General features: G+C 44.7%; 20 protein-coding genes. 13 read left to right on the forward strand and 7 right to left on the reverse strand.

Annotated elements, in window-relative coordinates:
- Positions 1-34 precede the first annotated feature (34 nt).
- The gene (locus SAQUA_RS24075; protein WP_380674221.1) at positions 35-1051 is read right to left on the reverse strand and encodes a glycosyltransferase family 9 protein; all 1017 of its coding nucleotides are present in this window, start codon (positions 1049-1051) and stop codon (positions 35-37) included.
- 123 nt (positions 1052-1174) lie between these two features.
- On the opposite strand from SAQUA_RS24075, the gene waaA reads away from it, so the two are divergent.
- The 3 genes from waaA (at position 1175) to coaD (ending at position 3856) form a co-directional block, all read left to right on the forward strand.
- Positions 1175-2452: a lipid IV(A) 3-deoxy-D-manno-octulosonic acid transferase gene (gene waaA, locus SAQUA_RS24080; RefSeq protein WP_380674220.1), complete on the forward strand. Its 1278-nt coding sequence runs from the start codon at positions 1175-1177 to the stop codon at positions 2450-2452.
- The gene (locus SAQUA_RS24085) at positions 2453-3223 is read left to right on the forward strand and encodes a glycosyltransferase family 2 protein (RefSeq protein WP_380674219.1); all 771 of its coding nucleotides are present in this window, start codon (positions 2453-2455) and stop codon (positions 3221-3223) included.
- A gap of 147 nt (positions 3224-3370) precedes the next feature.
- Positions 3371-3856: a pantetheine-phosphate adenylyltransferase gene (coaD, locus tag SAQUA_RS24090; protein WP_380674218.1), complete on the forward strand. Its 486-nt coding sequence runs from the start codon at positions 3371-3373 to the stop codon at positions 3854-3856.
- On the opposite strand, the gene mutM is transcribed toward coaD, so the two are convergent.
- The 4 genes from mutM to radC form a co-directional block, all read right to left on the reverse strand.
- On the reverse strand, positions 3857-4666 hold the full coding sequence (gene mutM, locus SAQUA_RS24095) for a bifunctional DNA-formamidopyrimidine glycosylase/DNA-(apurinic or apyrimidinic site) lyase (RefSeq protein WP_380674217.1): 810 nt from the start codon (positions 4664-4666) through the stop codon (positions 3857-3859).
- Positions 4667-4871: 205 nt separating this feature from the next.
- On the reverse strand, positions 4872-5039 hold the full coding sequence (gene rpmG / locus SAQUA_RS24100; protein WP_004392084.1) for a 50S ribosomal protein L33: 168 nt from the start codon (positions 5037-5039) through the stop codon (positions 4872-4874).
- Between the two features lie 11 nt (positions 5040-5050).
- Complete coding sequence (rpmB, locus tag SAQUA_RS24105) at positions 5051-5287, reverse strand: 50S ribosomal protein L28 (protein ID WP_004931195.1); 237 nt, start codon at positions 5285-5287, stop codon at positions 5051-5053.
- Positions 5288-5549: 262 nt separating this feature from the next.
- Positions 5550-6233, reverse strand: a complete 684-nt coding sequence (radC, locus tag SAQUA_RS24110) for a DNA repair protein RadC (protein ID WP_380674216.1) — start codon at positions 6231-6233, stop codon at positions 5550-5552.
- Between the two features lie 180 nt (positions 6234-6413).
- On the opposite strand from radC, the gene coaBC reads away from it, so the two are divergent.
- The 3 genes from coaBC (at position 6414) to slmA (ending at position 9063) form a co-directional block, all read left to right on the forward strand.
- Complete coding sequence (coaBC, locus tag SAQUA_RS24115; protein WP_380674215.1) at positions 6414-7631, forward strand: bifunctional phosphopantothenoylcysteine decarboxylase/phosphopantothenate--cysteine ligase CoaBC; 1218 nt, start codon at positions 6414-6416, stop codon at positions 7629-7631.
- The gene (gene dut, locus SAQUA_RS24120; protein ID WP_380674214.1) at positions 7609-8067 is read left to right on the forward strand and encodes a dUTP diphosphatase; all 459 of its coding nucleotides are present in this window, start codon (positions 7609-7611) and stop codon (positions 8065-8067) included. The genes coaBC and dut overlap by 23 nt, the downstream gene beginning before the upstream one ends.
- Positions 8068-8466: 399 nt before the next feature.
- The gene (gene slmA / locus SAQUA_RS24125) at positions 8467-9063 is read left to right on the forward strand and encodes a nucleoid occlusion factor SlmA (RefSeq protein ID WP_380674213.1); all 597 of its coding nucleotides are present in this window, start codon (positions 8467-8469) and stop codon (positions 9061-9063) included.
- Positions 9064-9116: 53 nt separating this feature from the next.
- Here slmA and pyrE read toward each other — a convergent pair whose 3' ends face one another.
- Both pyrE and rph read right to left on the reverse strand, forming a co-directional pair.
- Positions 9117-9758, reverse strand: a complete 642-nt coding sequence (gene pyrE / locus SAQUA_RS24130) for an orotate phosphoribosyltransferase (RefSeq protein ID WP_380674212.1) — start codon at positions 9756-9758, stop codon at positions 9117-9119.
- An 89-nt stretch (positions 9759-9847) separates the two neighbouring features.
- Positions 9848-10564 carry a ribonuclease PH gene (gene rph / locus SAQUA_RS24135; protein ID WP_380674211.1) on the reverse strand — a complete coding sequence of 239 codons (717 nt, stop codon included), beginning with the start codon at positions 10562-10564 and terminating at the stop codon, positions 9848-9850.
- Between the two features lie 126 nt (positions 10565-10690).
- On the opposite strand from rph, the gene SAQUA_RS24140 reads away from it, so the two are divergent.
- The 7 genes from SAQUA_RS24140 (at position 10691) to SAQUA_RS24170 (ending at position 19478) form a co-directional block, all read left to right on the forward strand.
- Complete coding sequence (locus SAQUA_RS24140) at positions 10691-11554, forward strand: YicC/YloC family endoribonuclease (protein ID WP_380674210.1); 864 nt, start codon at positions 10691-10693, stop codon at positions 11552-11554.
- A gap of 202 nt (positions 11555-11756) precedes the next feature.
- The gene (locus tag SAQUA_RS24145; RefSeq protein ID WP_380674209.1) at positions 11757-12983 is read left to right on the forward strand and encodes a tyrosine-type recombinase/integrase; all 1227 of its coding nucleotides are present in this window, start codon (positions 11757-11759) and stop codon (positions 12981-12983) included.
- A 237-nt stretch (positions 12984-13220) separates the two neighbouring features.
- Complete coding sequence (locus SAQUA_RS24150) at positions 13221-14069, forward strand: DUF2971 domain-containing protein (protein ID WP_380674208.1); 849 nt, start codon at positions 13221-13223, stop codon at positions 14067-14069.
- A 355-nt stretch (positions 14070-14424) separates the two neighbouring features.
- Complete coding sequence (locus SAQUA_RS24155; protein ID WP_380674207.1) at positions 14425-15573, forward strand: DNA cytosine methyltransferase; 1149 nt, start codon at positions 14425-14427, stop codon at positions 15571-15573.
- Positions 15574-15582: 9 nt separating this feature from the next.
- Positions 15583-17511 (forward strand): DUF262 domain-containing protein, encoded by a 1929-nt coding sequence (locus tag SAQUA_RS24160; RefSeq protein WP_380674206.1) that lies wholly within the window; start codon positions 15583-15585, stop codon positions 17509-17511.
- On the forward strand, positions 17501-18604 hold the full coding sequence (locus tag SAQUA_RS24165) for a DUF3696 domain-containing protein (RefSeq protein ID WP_199971757.1): 1104 nt from the start codon (positions 17501-17503) through the stop codon (positions 18602-18604). Before SAQUA_RS24160 ends, SAQUA_RS24165 begins: the two co-directional genes overlap by 11 nt.
- Positions 18605-18608: 4 nt before the next feature.
- On the forward strand, positions 18609-19478 hold the full coding sequence (locus tag SAQUA_RS24170) for a hypothetical protein (RefSeq protein ID WP_380674205.1): 870 nt from the start codon (positions 18609-18611) through the stop codon (positions 19476-19478).
- The last annotated feature ends 233 nt before the right edge of the window (positions 19479-19711 follow it).

Genomic DNA, 19711 nt, shown 5'->3' on the forward strand with positions numbered 1-19711 from the left:
TCTGCCGACAATAGCTGCCGGCAGATAAATAAAATCATACACCGATTTTTTTTATTCTCTCCCACACCTCATCAACAGAAACATCAATACAGTCACCACTTGTGGTCTGCAATATCTGATATTTCCCAGACCAGGGGTGCCATAATTCTGCATCGGTATCACCAAGAAATACCACCATGTCTTTATTCAGCGCCGCAGCAAGATGCATCTGCCCACCGTCGCTACACAGCACACCATGGCATAAATCAAAACCGGCCAACAGTTCCCGCACCGATGCCGTTGGATACAACGCAACTCGCGCGTTCTGACATGACGCCAGCAGTTGCTCGGCACGTTTTTGATCGCCAATATCATCAGGCGCCAGCGTTCCCTGTGGTGACCAGAAGATCAACACCCCCGCATCAGTTTCGGTGACTAAACGATTGATAATTTCTGCATAACGCTCAACTGGCCAGCGCCGTTTGGGGCAACGCGTGCTGATATGAATGGCAAAAACGCGGCCAACAGGCGGTAACAGGCGATGTAAACGTTGTGCAGCCTGTTGCTGCTCTTGCGGGGTAAGGAACACACGAACTGGGGGAATAGGAATAGACTTCTCGCTAATCGCCGACAAATAACTGTAGGTATGTTCTACCTGATGCTTGCCACGAAAATCTGCTGCCCTAAAAGGATGATGAATTTCGTCAGTACCTAAATCCGCCCCGATAATATTTTTCGCGCCGGCCATTTTTGCCAGACGCAGGCTGTATTTACAAGGTACCGGATTAGCCAAGATAACCGCATCAAAATTTATTTTTCTCAGTTGAAGAAATATCATCAACCGCTCAAAGTAGACCCCCAAGGTAGTCTCATTCTTGGCTTTATGTTTCGCTTTTTTATAAATAAATACCTTTTCCAGGAACGGATTGTTTTTTACCACATCCTGGCTAACTTTATTGATTAACAAATAAACTTTAGCTTCAGGGTAGGCAATTTTCACCCCTTCAATCAGTGGTGTGGTACAAACGAGATCGCCAATGTTGTCGCGGCGAATAATTAAAATATTCTTCATTCCAAGCCTATCTGCGAAATCTATCGCCTGTTGTACGAACCTACCCCCGAGTTACCAAATTAGCGCCTTTCTCTTCCGGTTATGGTACTATTCTGAATAACCCATATAAATGAAATTGATAGAATGTTGCTCCGTTTATATCAGGTACTACTCTACCTTATACAACCCCTGATCTGGCTCCGCTTACTGCTGCGCAGCCGCAAAGCACCAGCCTACCGTAAACGCTGGGCAGAACGCTATGGCTTCTGCGCCGGGAAAGTATTACCGGGTGGTATTATGCTACATTCCGTTTCTGTTGGCGAAACGTTAGCAGCCATACCCTTGGTGCGCGCACTGCGACACCGTTACCCTCATTTGCCGATTACTGTGACCACAATGACGCCAACGGGTTCCGAACGCGTGCAATCTGCTTTCGGTAAAGATGTGCATCATGTCTATCTACCTTACGATCTGCCAGGCTCCATGCGCCGTTTCCTCGATCAGGTAAATCCCAAGCTGGTCATCATCATGGAAACAGAGCTCTGGCCAAACCTGATTAATGCCCTGCACCAACGTAAAATTCCTTTGGTGATTGCCAATGCCCGTCTTTCCGCACGCTCAGCAGCAGGCTATAAGAAGATCGGTGGTTTCATCCGCGATATCTTGTGCCGTATAACGCTGGTCGCCGCCCAGAATCAGGAAGATGGCGAACGCTTTATCGAATTGGGCCTGAAACGTTCGCAACTGACCGTCACCGGCAGCCTGAAATTTGATATTTCTGTCACCCCAGAACTGGCAGCGCGAGCCATTACGCTGCGTCGCCAATGGGCACCACGCCGCCCGGTATGGATCGCCACCAGCACCCATGAAGGTGAAGAAACCATTCTACTGGAAGCACACCGCAAGCTGCTGGGAAAACACCCTGACTTATTGCTCATTCTGGTCCCGCGCCACCCTGAGCGCTTCCCGACAGCCAAAGAAATGACCCAGAAAGCTGGCTTCAGCTATACCACACGCAGCAGTGGTGAAATCCCTTCGAGCAGCACGCAGGTCGTTATTGGCGATACCATGGGCGAGTTGATGCTGTTATACGGTATTGCCGACCTGGCATTCGTGGGAGGCAGCCTGGTCGAACGCGGTGGGCATAACCCGCTGGAGGCTGCGGCTCACGCCATTCCTGTGCTGATGGGCCCACACACTTTCAATTTCAAAGCTATCTGCGCCAAACTCTCCGAGGCTGGCGGGCTTATCACCGTCACCGATGTGGACCAACTGGCGAAAGAAGTGGAAACCCTGCTGACCGATGAAGACTATCGCCGTTACTACGGACGCCATGCGGTTGAAGTTCTGTATCAGAATCAGGGTGCGCTTCAACGCTTGCTGCACTTGCTAGAGCCACATCTGCCGCCACGGAGCCACTAAATGAGTAACAGTAGAAGCCTGTCGGTAGTGATGATTGCCAAAAACGAAGCCGAATTGCTGGCCGAGTGTATACAGTCAGTAGCCTGGGCGGATGAGATTATTGTGCTCGACTCTGGCAGTACCGACGGTTCCGTGGCCTTGGCCGAAAGCCTGGGTGCCAAGGTATTTACCCACACGGATTGGCAGGGGTTCGGCAAGCAGCGGCAGAAGGCTCAAAACTACGCCTCGCAGGATTATATTCTGATGATCGATGCTGATGAGCGCGTTACACCCGAGCTACGCCTGTCAATACAACACACGCTGGCAACAGCGGACGATAACGTCGTTTATAGCCTTGGCCGCCGTAATCTGTTCCTTGGCCGCTTTATGCGCCACAGCGGCTGGTATCCCGACCGAGTCAATCGGCTGTATGCCAATGCACGTTATTGCTACAACGACGATCTGGTTCATGAATCGCTGAATACCAACGGAGCAAAAATCGTTGCATTGAAAGGCGATCTCCTGCACCTGACCTGCCGTGACTTTTTCGCATTCCAGCGCAAGCAACTGCACTACGCCGAACAATGGGCAGCCCAGCGCCATCTGGCAGGTAAACGCTGCGGTTATCTGTCTATCTTCACCCACACGCTGGGCGCTTTCTGCAAAACCTGGCTGTTACGGGCCGGTTTTCTTGACGGTAAACAGGGCTTGCTGTTAGCCATGGTCAACGCGCAATATACTTTCAATAAATATACCGCTCTGTGGGCATTGGGCCGTAACGCCACCCAATAGTCTTCGAGTTACGCTTGCCCGAAGGGTGGGTCTCAGCACTGAGGCTCCTCATCCAAAGATGCTTAGGCCACAAAGTGACTTGGATGAAAAAGGAAACCAATACCACCGCATCTTAAAGGATCGCGGGTATATTAAGAGAAACGAATCATGAGTAGCAAAGCCATTTACCCAGGTACGTTCGATCCCATGACCAACGGCCATCTGGATTTAGTTACCCGCGCATCAAAGATGTTCGATCATGTCATTCTGGCCATTGCCGCCAGTTCAAGCAAAAAACCGCTGTTTACTTTGGAAGAACGCGTCACCCTGGCTACACAGGTGACCTCTCATCTGGATAACGTCGAGGTACTCGGTTTCAGCGAACTGATGGCGCACTTTGCCGCCCACCAGAATGCCAATATTCTGGTGAGAGGCTTACGCGCTGTATCGGACTTTGAATATGAGCTGCAGTTGGCGAACATGAACCGCCATCTGATGCCAACGCTAGAAAGCGTATTTCTGATGCCTTCCGAAGAGTGGTCGTTTATCTCTTCTTCGTTGGTGAAAGAAGTGGCACGCCATGGCGGCGATATCGCACCGTTCCTGCCAGATGTCGTTACCAAGGCGTTGCTGGAAAAGCTGGCCGAGCAATAATCAGCATTGGCAGCGGCGGCAAAAGAACGTGCTGCGCTGCCCATGCTTTGCACTCTCAATAGGCGTACAGCATATGCGACAGGGTTCCCCTGCCCGGCCATAAACCTGCAGTTCCTGCGCGAAATACCCTGGTTTACCGTCTGACTGCAGAAAATCCCGTAATGTTGTACCACCTTGTTCAATTGAACGTTGCAGAACCGCCTTGATGGTTTCCGCCAACAACTCAGCTTGCGTTCTAGTCAACGATCCCGCCTGACGATCCGGCAAGATCCTGGCAGTGAAAAGCGATTCGCTGGCATAGATATTCCCTACCCCAACCACCAGCTTGTTATCCATCAGCCAGGGCTTGATCAATGTGCGCTTGTTGCGGGATTTCTCGTACAGGTAACTGCCATCAAACGCTTCACTCAACGGCTCCGGGCCAAGATGGGCCAATACCGGGCTGGTAGCAAGATCGTCACACCACAGCCAGGCGCCAAAGCGGCGTGGGTCGGTATAACGCAGGATCATGCCATTACTCATTACCAGATCGACATGATCATGCTTACCCGCTGGCGTTTCCTCTGCCAGCATACGCAAGCTGCCGGACATCCCCAAATGGACGATAATCCAGCCTTGGTCCAGTTCGATCAGCAGATATTTTGCACGACGCTGCACGCTGCGTACCGGGCGATCGCTTAGCGATAAAATCTGTTCTGAAACCGGCCAACGCAGACGCGCATTACGGACAAGCGCGTACTGAATGTTGTGGCCGACAAGATAAGGCTCTATGCCGCGCCGGCTGGTTTCGACTTCGGGTAATTCAGGCATGCCACGCTCCCTCTCAACTATCTATACCCGTCGCCCTTCAAGCCGCATGGGTGTTGGCTTCCTTCTCTCACCCCAGTCACTTACTTGAGTAAGCTCCTGGGGCTTCGTTCAGTTGCCGCCTACATGCAACTTGAAGTAACTTGGGTATATACCCGTTATAATGAAAAAACCCGGCCGAAGCCGGGTTTTCATTAATCCACTAAAATTATTTAATTTTAGCTTCTTTGTAGATCACGTGTTGACGGACAACTGGATCGAATTTCTTCAGTTCCAATTTTTCCGGCTTAGTACGCTTGTTCTTCGTAGTGGTATAGAAGTGACCAGTACCAGCAGAAGAAACCAGCTTGATCTTCTCGCGAACACCTTTAGCCATGATTCAGTTCCTTAATACTTCTCACCACGGGCACGCAGATCGGCCAAGACCGTCTCAATACCCTTCTTATCGATAACACGCATACCTTTAGCAGATACACGCAGAGTTACAAAGCGCTTCTCAGCCTCAACCCAAAAACGGTGTGAATGCAGGTTAGGCAGAAAACGGCGTTTGGTCGCGTTCATTGCGTGGGAGCGGTTGTTACCGCTCACCGGGCGCTTGCCAGTAACTTGGCAGACTCGGGACATGTCTATTCTCCAAAAATCAAATCAGCTCGAGCTCAAGGGGGTATGGCCGCCTCGTCAGGCTTTTAGAGCCCATCTCAGCAAACTTCATACTGAGGAGACTCTCGTCATCAGGTCAGAAACTACACACCAGGTCAGAAACCTGCTGAGATAGGCTCTTAACGCCAAACCCAAGATTCTCAAAGGTGGCGTAGTATACGCTCTGAAGCGTAAGTGCTCAAGTCCCGAACAGCTAAAGATCCCGCAAGGATCGCGAAAAAATCAATTAAAGCCATCCGCGCTCAGCAAAAGAGACATATTCACCCCGGCCTATAACCAAATGATCGAGCACTCGGATCTCCAATAAACGGCAGGCATTAACTACTTGCTCGGTTATCTGACGGTCGGCGTGGCTGGGTTCAGCCTTACCCGAAGGGTGATTATGCGCCAGAATGAGGGCGGCTGCATTAGCCTTCAACGCTTCCCGCACAATTTCTCTCGGATGTACTACGACACTGCTGATGGTACCAGCAAACATCTCCTGATGGCGAATAACCCGGTGTTGATTGTCCAAAAACAGCACCAGAAAAACCTCACGCTCATGGTGAGCCAGCAGGCTGTGAATATAATGCTGGGTTACTTTCGGATTCAGTAGTGCGTTTTCCAGCAGATGTGGGCCGGAAAACAGCCGGAATGCCATCTCAGAAATCGCCTGCAATTGGGCATAAGTGGCTATCCCCAGCCCTTTCTGACTACAGAATTGTGAATAATCAGCCGAAATCAGGTGATAGAGCGAACCAAAGTGCGCCAACAATTGCTCCGCACGTTGCGAAACGTGAACACCAGGCAAACCGGTTCGCAAAAAAATCGCCAGCAGCTCCATATCTGATAGCGCCGCTGCACCATCACGCATCAATTTCTCCCTTGGAGCCAAGGCTCCAGACCATAGCGACATATCCTGATTGCTCATTGACACCTCCCTGACTGCAACAGAGTATGCCAATAGGGATCGAGTATCTCGACAGGTTATTGATAACATTGCGAAGTATTACGAAAAATACAATGTAACTGGCTGCATACCCAGCATAATCACTCCCACGTCAGCGATTATGCTAAAATGTTTCTTCTTTCGGTTTTCAATCGGACAATCATGATGACGGGACTTTCCGGCAAACATATTGTGCTTGGCATCAGTGGCGGTATCGCAGCCTACAAATGCCCAGAGCTGGTACGCCGCCTGCGCGACAGAGGCGCTGAGGTCAGAGTGATCATGACCACCGCGGCCAAGGCATTCATTACCCCACTGACGTTACAGGCCGTTTCTGGCTATCCGGTTTCAGACGATCTGCTCGATCCTGCGGCAGAAGCCGCCATGGGGCATATCGAGCTGGGTAAATGGGCAGATCTGGTTATCCTGGCACCAGCAACGGCCGATCTGCTGGCACGTGTTGCCGCCGGTATGGCAAACGACTTATTGACCACGGTCTGCCTGGCTACCAGTGCACCTATCGCTGCTGCACCCGCCATGAACCAACAAATGTACCGGGCTGCCGCCACTCAAACCAATCTGCACACCCTACAGGAACGCGGTTTATTGTTATGGGGACCAGACAGCGGCAGCCAGGCCTGCGGTGATATTGGGCCCGGGCGTATGGTGGACCCACAGGAAATCGTTGAATTGGCTAACAGCCATTTTTCTGTGCCACAGGATTTGAAACATTTAAAGATTATGATAACTGCCGGGCCTACCCGTGAGGCTTTGGACCCGGTTCGGTTCATCAGCAATCACAGCTCCGGCAAGATGGGCTTTGCCATCGCCCGTGCTGCCGCGTCGCGTGGGGCGCAAGTGACACTGGTTGCAGGGCCGGTCACTCAACCCACCCCGCCTCAGGTGACCCGTATAGATGTCATCAGCGCACGGGAAATGAAGCAGGTGGTGCAACAGTACGCGGCCCAACAGAACATTTTTATTTCCTGTGCTGCCGTAGCTGACTATCGGGCAGAACAGATCGCAGATGAGAAAATCAAAAAACAGGGTGATGAAATCATCCTCAAGATGGTAAAAAACCCGGATATCGTCGCTGGCGTTGCCGCGATGAACAAAAATCGTCCTTTTGTCGTCGGGTTTGCTGCCGAAACCCAGAATGTGGAAGAATACGCGCGACAAAAACTGGCGCGCAAGAAACTGGATTTAATCTGCGCTAACGATGTATCGCTTGCAGAGCACGGTTTTAATAGTGATACCAATGCCCTGCATCTTTTTTGGCAGGATGGAGAAAAGCGCCTTCCGCATAGCGATAAGGCACTCCTTGGCCAACGTTTAATTGACGAGATAGTCAGCCGTTATGATGAAAAAAATCGACGTTAAGATCCTTGACCCACGTATCGGTCAGGATTTCCCATTACCCACCTATGCAACTCCAGGCTCTGCAGGTCTTGATCTGCGTGCCTGCCTGGACAATTCGGTTGAATTGGCACCGGGTGAAACGATATTGCTACCTACCGGGCTGGCAATTCACATCGCCGACACCGGTTTGGCTGCGGTGATCCTGCCGCGTTCCGGTCTGGGCCATAAGCATGGCGTTGTGCTAGGTAACCTGGTAGGCCTGATCGACTCCGACTATCAGGGCCAGTTAATGGTATCTGTGTGGAACCGTGGTCAGAAATCTTTCACTATTGAACCAGGCGAACGCATCGCACAGATGGTATTTGTGCCAGTGGTACAAGCGGAATTCAATCTAGTGACTGAGTTCGACAGCAGCGAACGCGGTGACGGTGGTTTCGGTCACTCTGGTCGCCACTAGGTTTTACCCCGTATAAGGGTAGCCAACAGGGAATGTCTTCCAAAGTCTTACCACTCCAAATCGGAGGGGAAGGAAGTCTTGATACCCTATGGATTTCACGTTGCAACCGCTCACCTTTTGGCCTTACTCAGGTAAGTCGTCAGGATGAGTGAAAATCTGTCGCAACGGATTTGGCAGCAAAGAAAACGAAGGGTATCTGGTGAGGCTTACTCGGTAATTACACCAGGTAACACGGAGAATAATGGCCTGACAAGCCATTGGCCCAAACACCGTACAAAACCGATCATATAAGCCGTACAGAGTCTGCTCTGCAACGGCCGGTGCACGGGTTCTCAAAAATCTATACCCGAGTGTGTCAAAGCAAAGGTATAAGCCGTATTAGCAAGGGTCTAATCAAACATGGCAGAGAAAGAAAATACGAAAAGGAACCGGCGTGAGGAGATTTTGCAGGCACTAGCCCAGATGCTGGAATCCAGCGACGGCAGCCAGCGTATCACCACTGCAAAGCTTGCCGCTAACGTTGGTGTCTCTGAGGCTGCCCTTTACCGGCACTTTCCCAGCAAGACACGGATGTTTGACAGCCTGATCGAGTTTATTGAAGATAGCCTGATTACACGCATCAACCTGATCCTTCAGGATGAAAAAGAGACGTTTAATCGTCTGCGTCTGATTATGTTGCTGGTGCTTGGATTTGCAGAGCGCAACCCAGGTTTGACAAGGATCATGACCGGGCACGCATTGATGTTTGAACAGGAACGCCTGCAGGGCAGAATCAACCAGCTGTTTGAGCGTATAGAAGCACAGTTGCGTCAGGTGTTGAAGGAGCGGAAACTGCGCGAAGGTAAAGGTTTCATCATAGATGAAACCTTACTCGCCAGCCAACTGTTGGCCTTCTGCGAGGGGATGCTTTCACGCTATGTTCGCTCCGAGTTCCGCTACCGCCCAACACAGGACTTCGATGCGCGCTGGCCACTGCTGGCGGCACAACTGCAATAAAGAGCGATGATGAAAGGTACAAAATTGCGCCGAATGGACCCGGCGCAATGATTTCAAACGCCGTACTGCTCGCGATACGCCCGCACCGCAGCCAGATGAGCGGCCATTTCCGGTTTTTCTTCCAGATACGCAATCAATTCTTTGAGTGTAATAATGGAGATCACTTTGCAGTGATAATCTCGCTCCACTTCCTGGATCGCAGAGATATCGGTACGGCCACGCTCCTGCCGGTCGAGAGAAATTAGCACGCCAGCCAGGCTTGCATTATTAGCGCTGATGATTTCCATTGATTCACGGATTGCCGTACCTGCGGTGATGACATCATCCACCAGCATCACTCGGCCCTGAAGCGGACTACCGACCAACGTTCCCCCCTCACCATGATCCTTGGCTTCCTTACGGTTAAAGCAATAAGGCACATCGCGTTCATGATGCTCAGCCAATGCAACCGCCGTCGTGGTGGCAATCGGGATCCCCTTGTAGGCTGGGCCGAACAACAGGTCAAAATCAATACCTGAATCTACCAACGCCTCAGCATAGAAACGCCCTAACAACGCAAGGTCACGCCCGGTATTAAACAGGCCAGCATTGAAGAAATAGGGGCTGGTCCGGCCGGATTTGAGTGTGAACTCACCGAATTTCAATACCTGTTTGTTTAGCGCGAACTCAATAAACTGGCGCTGATAGGCTTTCATTAACTGCATCTCCTCATCTGCTCTAAAACTAGCGCCCGATCGCCGGGCGTAAAAAAGGCGACTTCTCAGTCGCCTGTTGCCTTGAATAATTAATCTTCCAGTGCCCGCTTCTGCGCCTGGAAAATGGTTTCGATGCCCCCTCGGGCCAGCGCTAATAGCGCCAATAACTCATCGTGGCTGAACGGCTCACCCTCAGCGGTTCCCTGTACCTCGATCATGCGGCCATCTTCCATCATCACCACATTCATATCGGTTTCCGCCGCAGAATCCTCGACGTATTCCAGATCGCACAGCGCTTCACCATTGACGATCCCAACAGAAACCGCAGCAACCAGCCCTTTCATCGGGTTGGCTTTCAATTTTCCTGCAGTGACCAAAGCGTTAAGCGCGTCGGCCAGAGCCACACAGGCACCAGTGATCGAAGCGGTACGCGTGCCGCCATCCGCCTGCAGCACGTCGCAATCCAGGGTAATGGTGAACTCGCCAAGTTTTTTCAGATCCACTGCGGCACGCAATGAACGGGCGATCAACCGCTGGATTTCCAAAGTACGTCCCCCCTGCTTGCCTTTAGCCGCTTCACGCGCATTACGGCTGTGGGTGGAGCGCGGCAACATGCCATATTCAGCGGTGATCCACCCCTGCCCTTGGCCTTTCAGGAAGCGCGGAACGCCCTCTTCTACCGTGGCGGTGCACAAAACCTTGGTATCGCCAAACTCAACCAGCACTGAACCTTCAGCGTGTTTCGTATAGTGACGGGTCAATGTCAGGGGGCGAACTTGTTGTGGTGCTCTGCCTGCAGGACGCATGGGCTCTCTCCGGCTGATAATCTACATTTGGCTTCGTATTATACGGGCTTAGTGACGTTATGCCTATCCTGCCCGCAGGTGCAACGCTATAATCGGTTCATCTTTTCCTATTACGGGTACGCATCAATGATCCGCAGCATGACCGCCTACGCCCGGCGTGAAATCAAGGGTGAATGGGGCAGCGCAGCTTGGGAGCTGCGTTCCGTTAACCAGCGCTACTTAGAAACCTACATCCGCCTGCCAGAGCAGTTCCGCAGCCTTGAGCCGGTGATCCGCGAACGTATCCGTGGCCGCCTGACGCGCGGCAAAGTGGAATGCAATCTGCGTTTCGAACTCGACCCAAGTGCTCAAAGCTCATTAATCCTCAACGAGAAACTGGCCAAACAGCTAGTGGAAGCAGCGAACTGGATCAAAATGCAAAGCGACGAAGGGGAAATCAACCCGATCGACGTATTGCGCTGGCCTGGCGTTATGTCCGCCGAGGAACAGGATCTGGATGCCATCAGCGCGGAGCTGATGCAAGCACTGGAAGGTACACTGGACGACTTCATTGCTGCGCGCGAAAGCGAAGGTACCGCGCTGAAAGCCATGATTGAACAACGTCTCGAAGGCGTAAATACAGAAGTGGCAAAAGTGCGTGCCCAAATGCCAAATATTCTGCAATGGCAGCGCGAACGCCTGGTAAGCAAGTTGGAAGAAGCACAGGTGCAGTTGGAAAACACCCGCCTGGAGCAAGAATTGGTGCTGATGGCACAGCGTATCGACGTTGCAGAAGAGCTGGACCGCCTGGAAGCACACGTGAAAGAAACGCATAATATCCTGAAGAAGAAAGAAGCCGTAGGCCGTCGCCTCGACTTTATGATGCAGGAATTCAACCGTGAGTCGAACACGCTGGCTTCGAAATCAATCAATGCCGATGTGACCACCTCAGCCATAGAGTTGAAGGTGCTGATTGAGCAAATGCGCGAGCAGATCCAAAATATCGAGTAAATTCTTTCAAAGTCTATTCACATCCATAAGCCCATGTTAAATGGGCTTTTTTATTTAAAAGATAGTCTATTAAAGACCACTAAAATCCATTAAAAACCACCACCAGATGGGGAGTAAATGGGGGAGTGTTTTTGCTTTACTAGTCTCTTCTGGCAGTTTATAACCATATACCCCCCACAACGATTTTCATCAGGATAGGTATATGACCTCACTCACGGTCAGGACGGTTCAGGCTCTCATCAAAGCAAGACAGCCAGGAAAGTATGGTGATGGTCGTGGTTTGTATCTTAAGATTCCGTTGAAAGGTGAATCATACTGGATGCTTCGATACACAATCGGCTCTAAGAGACGAGAACTCACACTTGGCAAGGTATCCCATCTAACTCTGTCTGAGGTACGTAGCCTCGCTGAGGATACTCGAAGAAAAGTTGCCACCGGGGATGATCCTATTGCTGAGAGAAAACTCAATCGCCCTAAGCAACTGACCACAGTAGATGGACTGTTTGAAGACTGGCACAAAGACCTGGTTAAACGGTTGAAGCATCCACAAATCCCAGAAAGGGTATACAAGAAGGATATTGCTCCTACTATTGGTCAACTTTCTTTGACGAAGATAACCCCCATTGATGTCCGGTCAATTCTGCAAAAAATTACAGATAGCGGAAGGCCAACCATCTCAAATGATGCTCTGCTTTACATGAAACAACTTTTTGATCACGGCATTAAACTTGGTCTGGTTCAAAGCAACCCAGCGACTGCTTTCAAAGTGAATGATGCCGGAGGAGTTGAAAAAAGCAGAGAAAGAGCATTGAGTCTGGATGAGATTACTCATGTTTTTAAAGTGTTCAGGGAACACTCTGACAGCTTCTCTCGTGATAACTACCTTGCCTGTGCCCTGCTACTACTGCTGGCAGTTCGAAAAAGTGAACTTACGGAAGCGCCTTGGTCAGAATTTGACCTTGATGAGAAAAAGTGGTCTTTACCAAAAGAAAGGAGTAAGTCAGGAGTGGGCATTGTGATTCCGCTACCACCTCTGGCAATTGAAATGTTAAAAGAGCTAAAGGTCAGAGCTTTTGGTTCTGATTATGTCTTCCCTAACCGCAGGGTGAGTAAGTCGAAGCATATGGGAAAAGATACCCTCAACTGGGCGATAGCTAAACTATTCGGGGTCGAACCGGGTAAGAAGAAGCAACCATCTAATGTAATGGGAAATATTGAATATTTCACTGTCCATGACTTGCGAAGGACTTGCAGAAGTTTACTTGCATCACTGTCTGTTCCCCCACATGTCGCAGAAAGATGTCTGAACCACAAGCTGAAGGGTATGGAAGCTATTTATGACAGGTATGATTACTTTGATGAAAGAAAAGAGGCTCTTAACAAGTTAGCTGATACCTTAAAAAAAACATTGGGTTATAACTATTTTTAGAAAAAGGGCAATTGTCAGTAAACATAGGAAAGGATTTACACCAGAAGTGGTTAAAACCGCATTAGCTCACATTGACACGAACGAAGTCAGGATAATCTACAACAGAACACGGTATAAGGAACAGCGTAGGGATATGATGGAATGGTGGATGGATCATGTGGAAGCAGCTTCTTATGGCAGAACCTGTACGGGGTCAGTAGCTGCTCTCAAAATAAACATCATACAGGGTAATAAATAATGCTTCTTTATCATTACACAGATCAGAATGGATTCATTGGGATAATTGAAAACAAACAACTCTGGGCAACTAAGATACAATATTTAAATGATAGCAAAGAGTTTTACTTAGCATTTGAATTCGCAAAAAAAATACTTCAAGATAAACTGCCTTTAGCAGACAATGACAATTGTAAGGCTAGAATTAAAAGGCTTATGGCTAACCTTTCAAATATTACACATATAAATATTTGTGTTTGTTCCTTATCTGAAATTGGTGATCTGCTAAGCCAGTGGAGAGGATACTCAAATAAACAGGGGGGATACTCAATTGGCTTTGATGTTGAAGAACTAAAAATCATGGCCAAAAAAAACAATTATCGTCTCGAAAAATGCATATATGATGAAAATGAGCAGATTTCTTTAATAAAGAAAATCATAGACGAAACCCTCAATATATTCATATCCTATGAAGAACCAAATCCACAATACCCAGAATATTCTTCTAAATCATCTGAATACTTCAAAGAGAGAATAATATCTTCCGCACCCTTAATAAAAAGTAAAACCTTTAGTGAGGAGCAAGAATGGAGGCTTATTTCCTCATCAGGAATATCCCTTGAGAAGTTGAGTTATAGACCAGGAACATCTATGCTCATACCGTATCATAAAATAAAATTCAGAGATGACTTCTGGAATATAATAAAACAGGTAATCGTTGGCCATACACCTCACCTTGAACTTGCATTAAACTCAACCGATAGCTTTATTTACAATCAATTTTATACTAATAAATATCTAATCTCTAAAGAATCAGACTTCTCATCTATAAATATTATGGCTACTAAAATACCCTATAGATCTTGGTAATCTCATAGGGGAAGACATTAAAATTTTCCCCTATCCTGACACTGAGGGCGAAGGCCGGACTCGAACATCGCTACTATCCTTATGATCTTAAGGGATTAAAACTTACCACATCAGGCATGATCCCATCATTGATACCATCAAAATTGAAATTTGGATGTGGCTAAATTCTGGCTGAATACAAATACCATTAATAATCAGATCTATAAACTATATGAACTAAAAAAGTAGAGCCAATCTACATATTTTAAAATGCCATGTTAAACAAATTATCTTGCAATTCAACAATCTATGGAAAATACCATTTAACTATGGTATAATAAGGATAAGTTATATAATTTATTTAAAGGCGAAGAAATTGACTAAATCGGTTCTCTCTTTTTTTACTGGTGTCGGGTTGCTTGATATGGGCTTCCGATCAGCCGATTTTGATATCGTCTGGCATAATGAAATTAATACTGATTTCATTACCGGTTTTAAACACGGGCAGAGTAAACTATACGGTGTTAACCCTAATGAGATCAATTTGTTTGAAGGTTCCATTGAAACTATAAATAAATCTCTTGTTAGAGATAGTATTTCATCAGGTTTAATTGATAACAGTGATTTTGGGATCATTGGTGGTCCGCCATGCCCTGATTTTTCTAACGCCGGTAAAAATTTAGGCAAAGATGGTGAAAATGGGAAACTAACGGGAATCTTTGTAGATATCATTAGTGATTTTAAGCCGAAATTTTTTACCTTAGAGAACGTCAAGGGTTTAATTCAGAAAAGTACTCATCGCAAGTATTTAGCTGACTTATTATACAAACTATCAAAAGATTATTGCTTTGATATCCGAGTATTAAATGCCCTGGACTACGGAATCCCACAAGACCGTGAGCGGTTATTTGTAATTGGTTTCAAAAAAAGTTTTATTTTTGATAAGCTTGGGTATGCAAGTTTAATTGATATTGAAAAAGTAAATTTGCAACTGATTATTGAATTAAAAAAAATCAAAATCACAAATTTAGATAGTTTTAACTGGTATGATTGGCCAGTTAACCCACTTTACGCAAATGCAAGGGAAAGATTTAACTGGCCCCAAAGAACGCCTTATGGTCAGAATCCGACCAAGCCAAACTCTATACCGTCTAATTTGCTTGTTCAAAGTAGCGTATTCACTCCATCTATTGACGATCTTGCAAATCAGAACGATGTATTTAAAGCTTATAGCGATAAGTTCAATATAATTGATGAAGGTGATATTTCAGGCAAAAGCTTTAAGCGATTACATAGATGGCGCTTTAGTCCTACAGCGGCTTATGGTAACAATGAAGTCCATTTGCATCCTTATAAACCTAGACGCCTTTCTGTCAGAGAGGTTATGAGAATACAATCAGTTCCTGATAAATTCGAGCTGCCTAATAGCATGACACTTTCAAGCAAATTCAAAACTATAAGTAATGGTGTTCCGGTTGTTTTGGCAAAAGAGATAGCTCAGAGTATCTCAAATTTCATTGAGTAAGGATTTAAAATGAATTTGAAAGAATTACTTAACGATATTTCAAAATTAACAGGGCTAATTTTACAACCTGTGAATGCCAATTCTGATAAATTGTCTTTGATTGAATTGGATCAAAATACTGGAAAATACTATGTTAAACCAGCGACAGGTAAAAAGGTATCTCGAAATATCTATGAATTTGAACATGTTCTTAAAGACCTTTTAGAATTCGGTTATGCCAACGTTGAATCGTCGTTAGGTGGAAGCGGTAGTAGTCGACAACATCCAGAAACGATCATATCTAATCTTCCTTATATTGAGTTTTTTAAATATAAAAATAAAAAGCATATTCTTTTAGTTGATAAGCCTTCCCATGAATTAGGGACTTTAAAAGAGGCATCAGGGAACGATCTTAAAAAAGCGAGGGCTGCCTTAGCTGCTCGTGAAAAGTTGAGCTTTTATGAGATACATGAGAATTTAAAATTCGTTAACGGACTCATTAATAATTCTCTTCAGGAAATTCGCACAAAATATCCAGGTGAATTAAAGCAAGAGGGTATTTCTCAATGTATAAATGTACTGAACTCATTGGAGTATGAGTTCTCACAAATATTTTTCAAATCTCATAATATTCTGAAGGATGAGAAATCAGAATACCTCCCATCGATTTATGATAATAAAGAGTCAGATACATTCTCGTTAAAAGATGAGGATGACTCAGATAATGAATCAGAAGATGTTTTTGAAAATGAGTCAGTTAATTTTGATCGTAAAAATCTGAAGATCAGGCAGATAGTAATGAGTTTTAGCTTAATCTATGACCGAATTCAATATAAGGAAATAGAGCTGCAACCCGATTTTCAGCGTAAAGAGAGAGTATGGAGTCCAAAAGAAAAAAGTCTATTAATTGAATCTATTTTGTTAGGTTTACCTATTCCTATGTTTTACTTTGCGGAAAGGGAAGATGGTACATGGCTGATAGTTGACGGACTTCAAAGAACAACCACCATCTTTGATTATATGCGTGGTGAATTTGTCTTAACAGATCTAAAATATTTTAAAGATCCTGAAGATTCCGTATATAGAAAGTCGTTCCAAGATCTACCTCGTCAATATCAGCGTAAAATTAGAGAATATCAGATCAATGGACATTTAATTTCCGTAGAGAAAAATGATTTTGAGATGGTTCGCGAACTATTCCAAAGAATCAACACATATGGTCGAGTATTAAGTCCTCAAGAAATTAGATGTGCATTGAATCCAGGAAGCTCAATACCATTCATTCGCTATCTAGCAGAAACACCTGAATTTATAAATGCCACTTTTGGTAAGGTTAATGATAAGCGAATGAAAGACATGGAATATGTCCTTGGGATCATCTCTCACATTCTTTTCGGATATAAAAATTATAATTTCAACCGAGAAGATGAATTCCTCGTAAATACAATGCAATATCTAAACAAATACAACTTCAAGCTGAATGGAAAGTTTTCTGACGAGAAGCCTAAAGTACTTCCAAAATGGAACTCTTCAGAATGTGATCATTTATTTTATATTTTATTTGAAAAATTCAAGAATGGACTATACGTTTCAGCGGAAATTTTTGATTCTCTACGATTCAAAAAGAAAAATTCGGAATCTCTGAATAAACAATTAGTAATAATGCTTGTTTCAGTATTTGCATTACTACCGAGTGAAGTATCAGATAGAATCATTTTAGAAAAAGAAGAATTCATTAATGAATTTGAAAAATTAGTCAGTGGAGAAACTCCAGCATTCGTTCCTTGGATTTCAGAAAGTTATAACGATCAGAAAGATAAAGATTTTGAATATTCAATTAGTCAATCAACTGGTAAAAAAGCAACGATCTTATACAGATTTAGCAACTTTGTTGAACTAATTAAAAAATTTACTGGTCAAGATATCATCATTGAAGGGATTACAAAAGATGCTAATTAACCGTATTCGTTTAGAAAATTTTAAATGTTTCACTGATTCAAAAATTGAAATAAATCAGTTAACTTTTTTGGTGGGAATCAACAGTGTTGGGAAAAGCAGTGTTATTCAATCATTTTTAATGCCAATGCAATCACAGCATGAGAGTGATATTGAATTAAATGGTCCGCTCATTAACTTAGGTGAGTATAATGATATATTAAATATCGAAGCGAGTGATGATAGTATCAGAATCACCGTCGAGGTTGACAATAAATCCTGCACTTGGGGTTTTGAGCAAGGTTATATAAGCGATAATCGCCAAGAAGTAAACCTGCCTTTCTTATCCGGTGATAACTCATGGTTGAAAGAGGCTAAATTAGGTTTTCAATATATCTCAGCAGAAAGATGGGGACCACGAGATAACGTCCCAGTAGTTCGTAGCCATCGTCCCGGTTGGCTAGGAAAAAATGGTGAGCACTTAATTGATTATCTGTACTCATTAGCAAATGAAACGTCAATGAAGAGTTTATCAACGCTACATGAAAACGATCCAAGAATACATAGTGATGCTACAAGCACAACTATATTGTCATCAATTGAAGCATGGTTAGGAGAAATATCTCCTGGTGTATCATTTGATATAGACGTTTACCGTGAGGCTAATATAGGTTGGGGCTTATTTAGCTACGGTGGTGATTCCAATAAATATCGTGCAGGGAATATAGGGTTTGGTATTAGTTATTCACTTAGTATAATTGCAGCGATTGTAGGTGCAAAAAAAGGGGATATTCTTCTAATAGAAAACCCTGAAGCTCATATTCATCCCAGAGGTCAAAGTAAGTTAGGTCAACTGATAGCACATGCAGCAAGTGCCGGAATACAACTTTTAGTTGAAACACATAGTGAACATGTTATTAATGGGGCACGTATAGCTGTTCGTCAAAGTAAACTTCCGCATGATAAAATATTCATTTATTACTTTGAAAAACCGATAAATACAATATCTCCAATAATAAAACAAATAAAATCTGATAAAAGAGCTAACTTAGATATTTGGCCTGAAGGTTTCTTTGATCAGACAATCATCGATATGGAAAAGATCATTAAAGGATGACTATATGAAAAGCCGTGTTTTGATATCATTAAATTTCATTAATAGTCAATTAGACATCTGTGATCTAGATAATATCAAAGATATGGAAAAACTAATCAATGATAATGTCCTTCAGGATATAACTGAAATTATAGCTACAGATGATTGGTATTTCCTAACTGATGAAAAAACTATTTTTGAGTTTTTAGCGGAACATATTGTTGACAGACAAAGAATCGTTGCAATATTGAGCAAACTGAATCAACTGTTTGGAATATATATCAGCGATGATATAAATAATGTAAATGCAAAACATCTGGCAATACATAAAAATGATGATCTTTACTATTACGCAGTTCTATCCAAACTAGATGTCATTCAGGAGCTGAATGAGTGTTGTATCATAAAAGAACAATCTGACTATAAACGTCTACATATTGAAAATTTAGCATTATGCCCAGAATCAAATGAAGATTATGCTAAAAGATGTAGGTTAGTATTTGATAAGGTAATGTTCCTTGATGATTTACCTGATACTTTATCTACTCTTGGTGATGGCCAGGGAATAAAAAATTTTTCTATCCCCATTACTCATGCAATTAATACATTAAACAATTTAGATCCTAGTATTAGAAATATACAAAGTGTCATGCACTCCATACAAGAAAAATGTGGTTTCGAATGTACGCCTCAAGGTGCAAAAAAAGGTCATTTATTTAAAACCGTAGATATCAGTGATACTGAAAAGCAAAAAATAAACTGCGAATTTCATGTTAAAATTAGTGGCAGCAACGCGAAGGATAAAAAGGATTATTACTCCAGGATTTATTTTGGTTTAATGCCTTCTGGGCATAAAAAGTATTGCCTTATTTTACATTGCGGAAAACATCTTTAATTAACGTAGAGAATGAATAACATGGAAATAATCAAAAACATCTTTGCAGTATTCCAAGTTTTATATACCGATTATTGGTTTGTTCTTTTCCCTTTTTTAATATTTTCTTATTTCTTCTTAAAAGTATGGTTTTCCGACAAATTTTTTATTCAAACAAACAAAGAACATTTAAAAGCACTAAGACAGATTGTTACAACTATATTTATTGTTTTACTGCTCTCTTTATTATACAT

Source organism: Serratia aquatilis (assembly GCF_044865145.1).
Classification (GTDB): Bacteria; Pseudomonadota; Gammaproteobacteria; order Enterobacterales; family Enterobacteriaceae; genus Chania; species Chania aquatilis.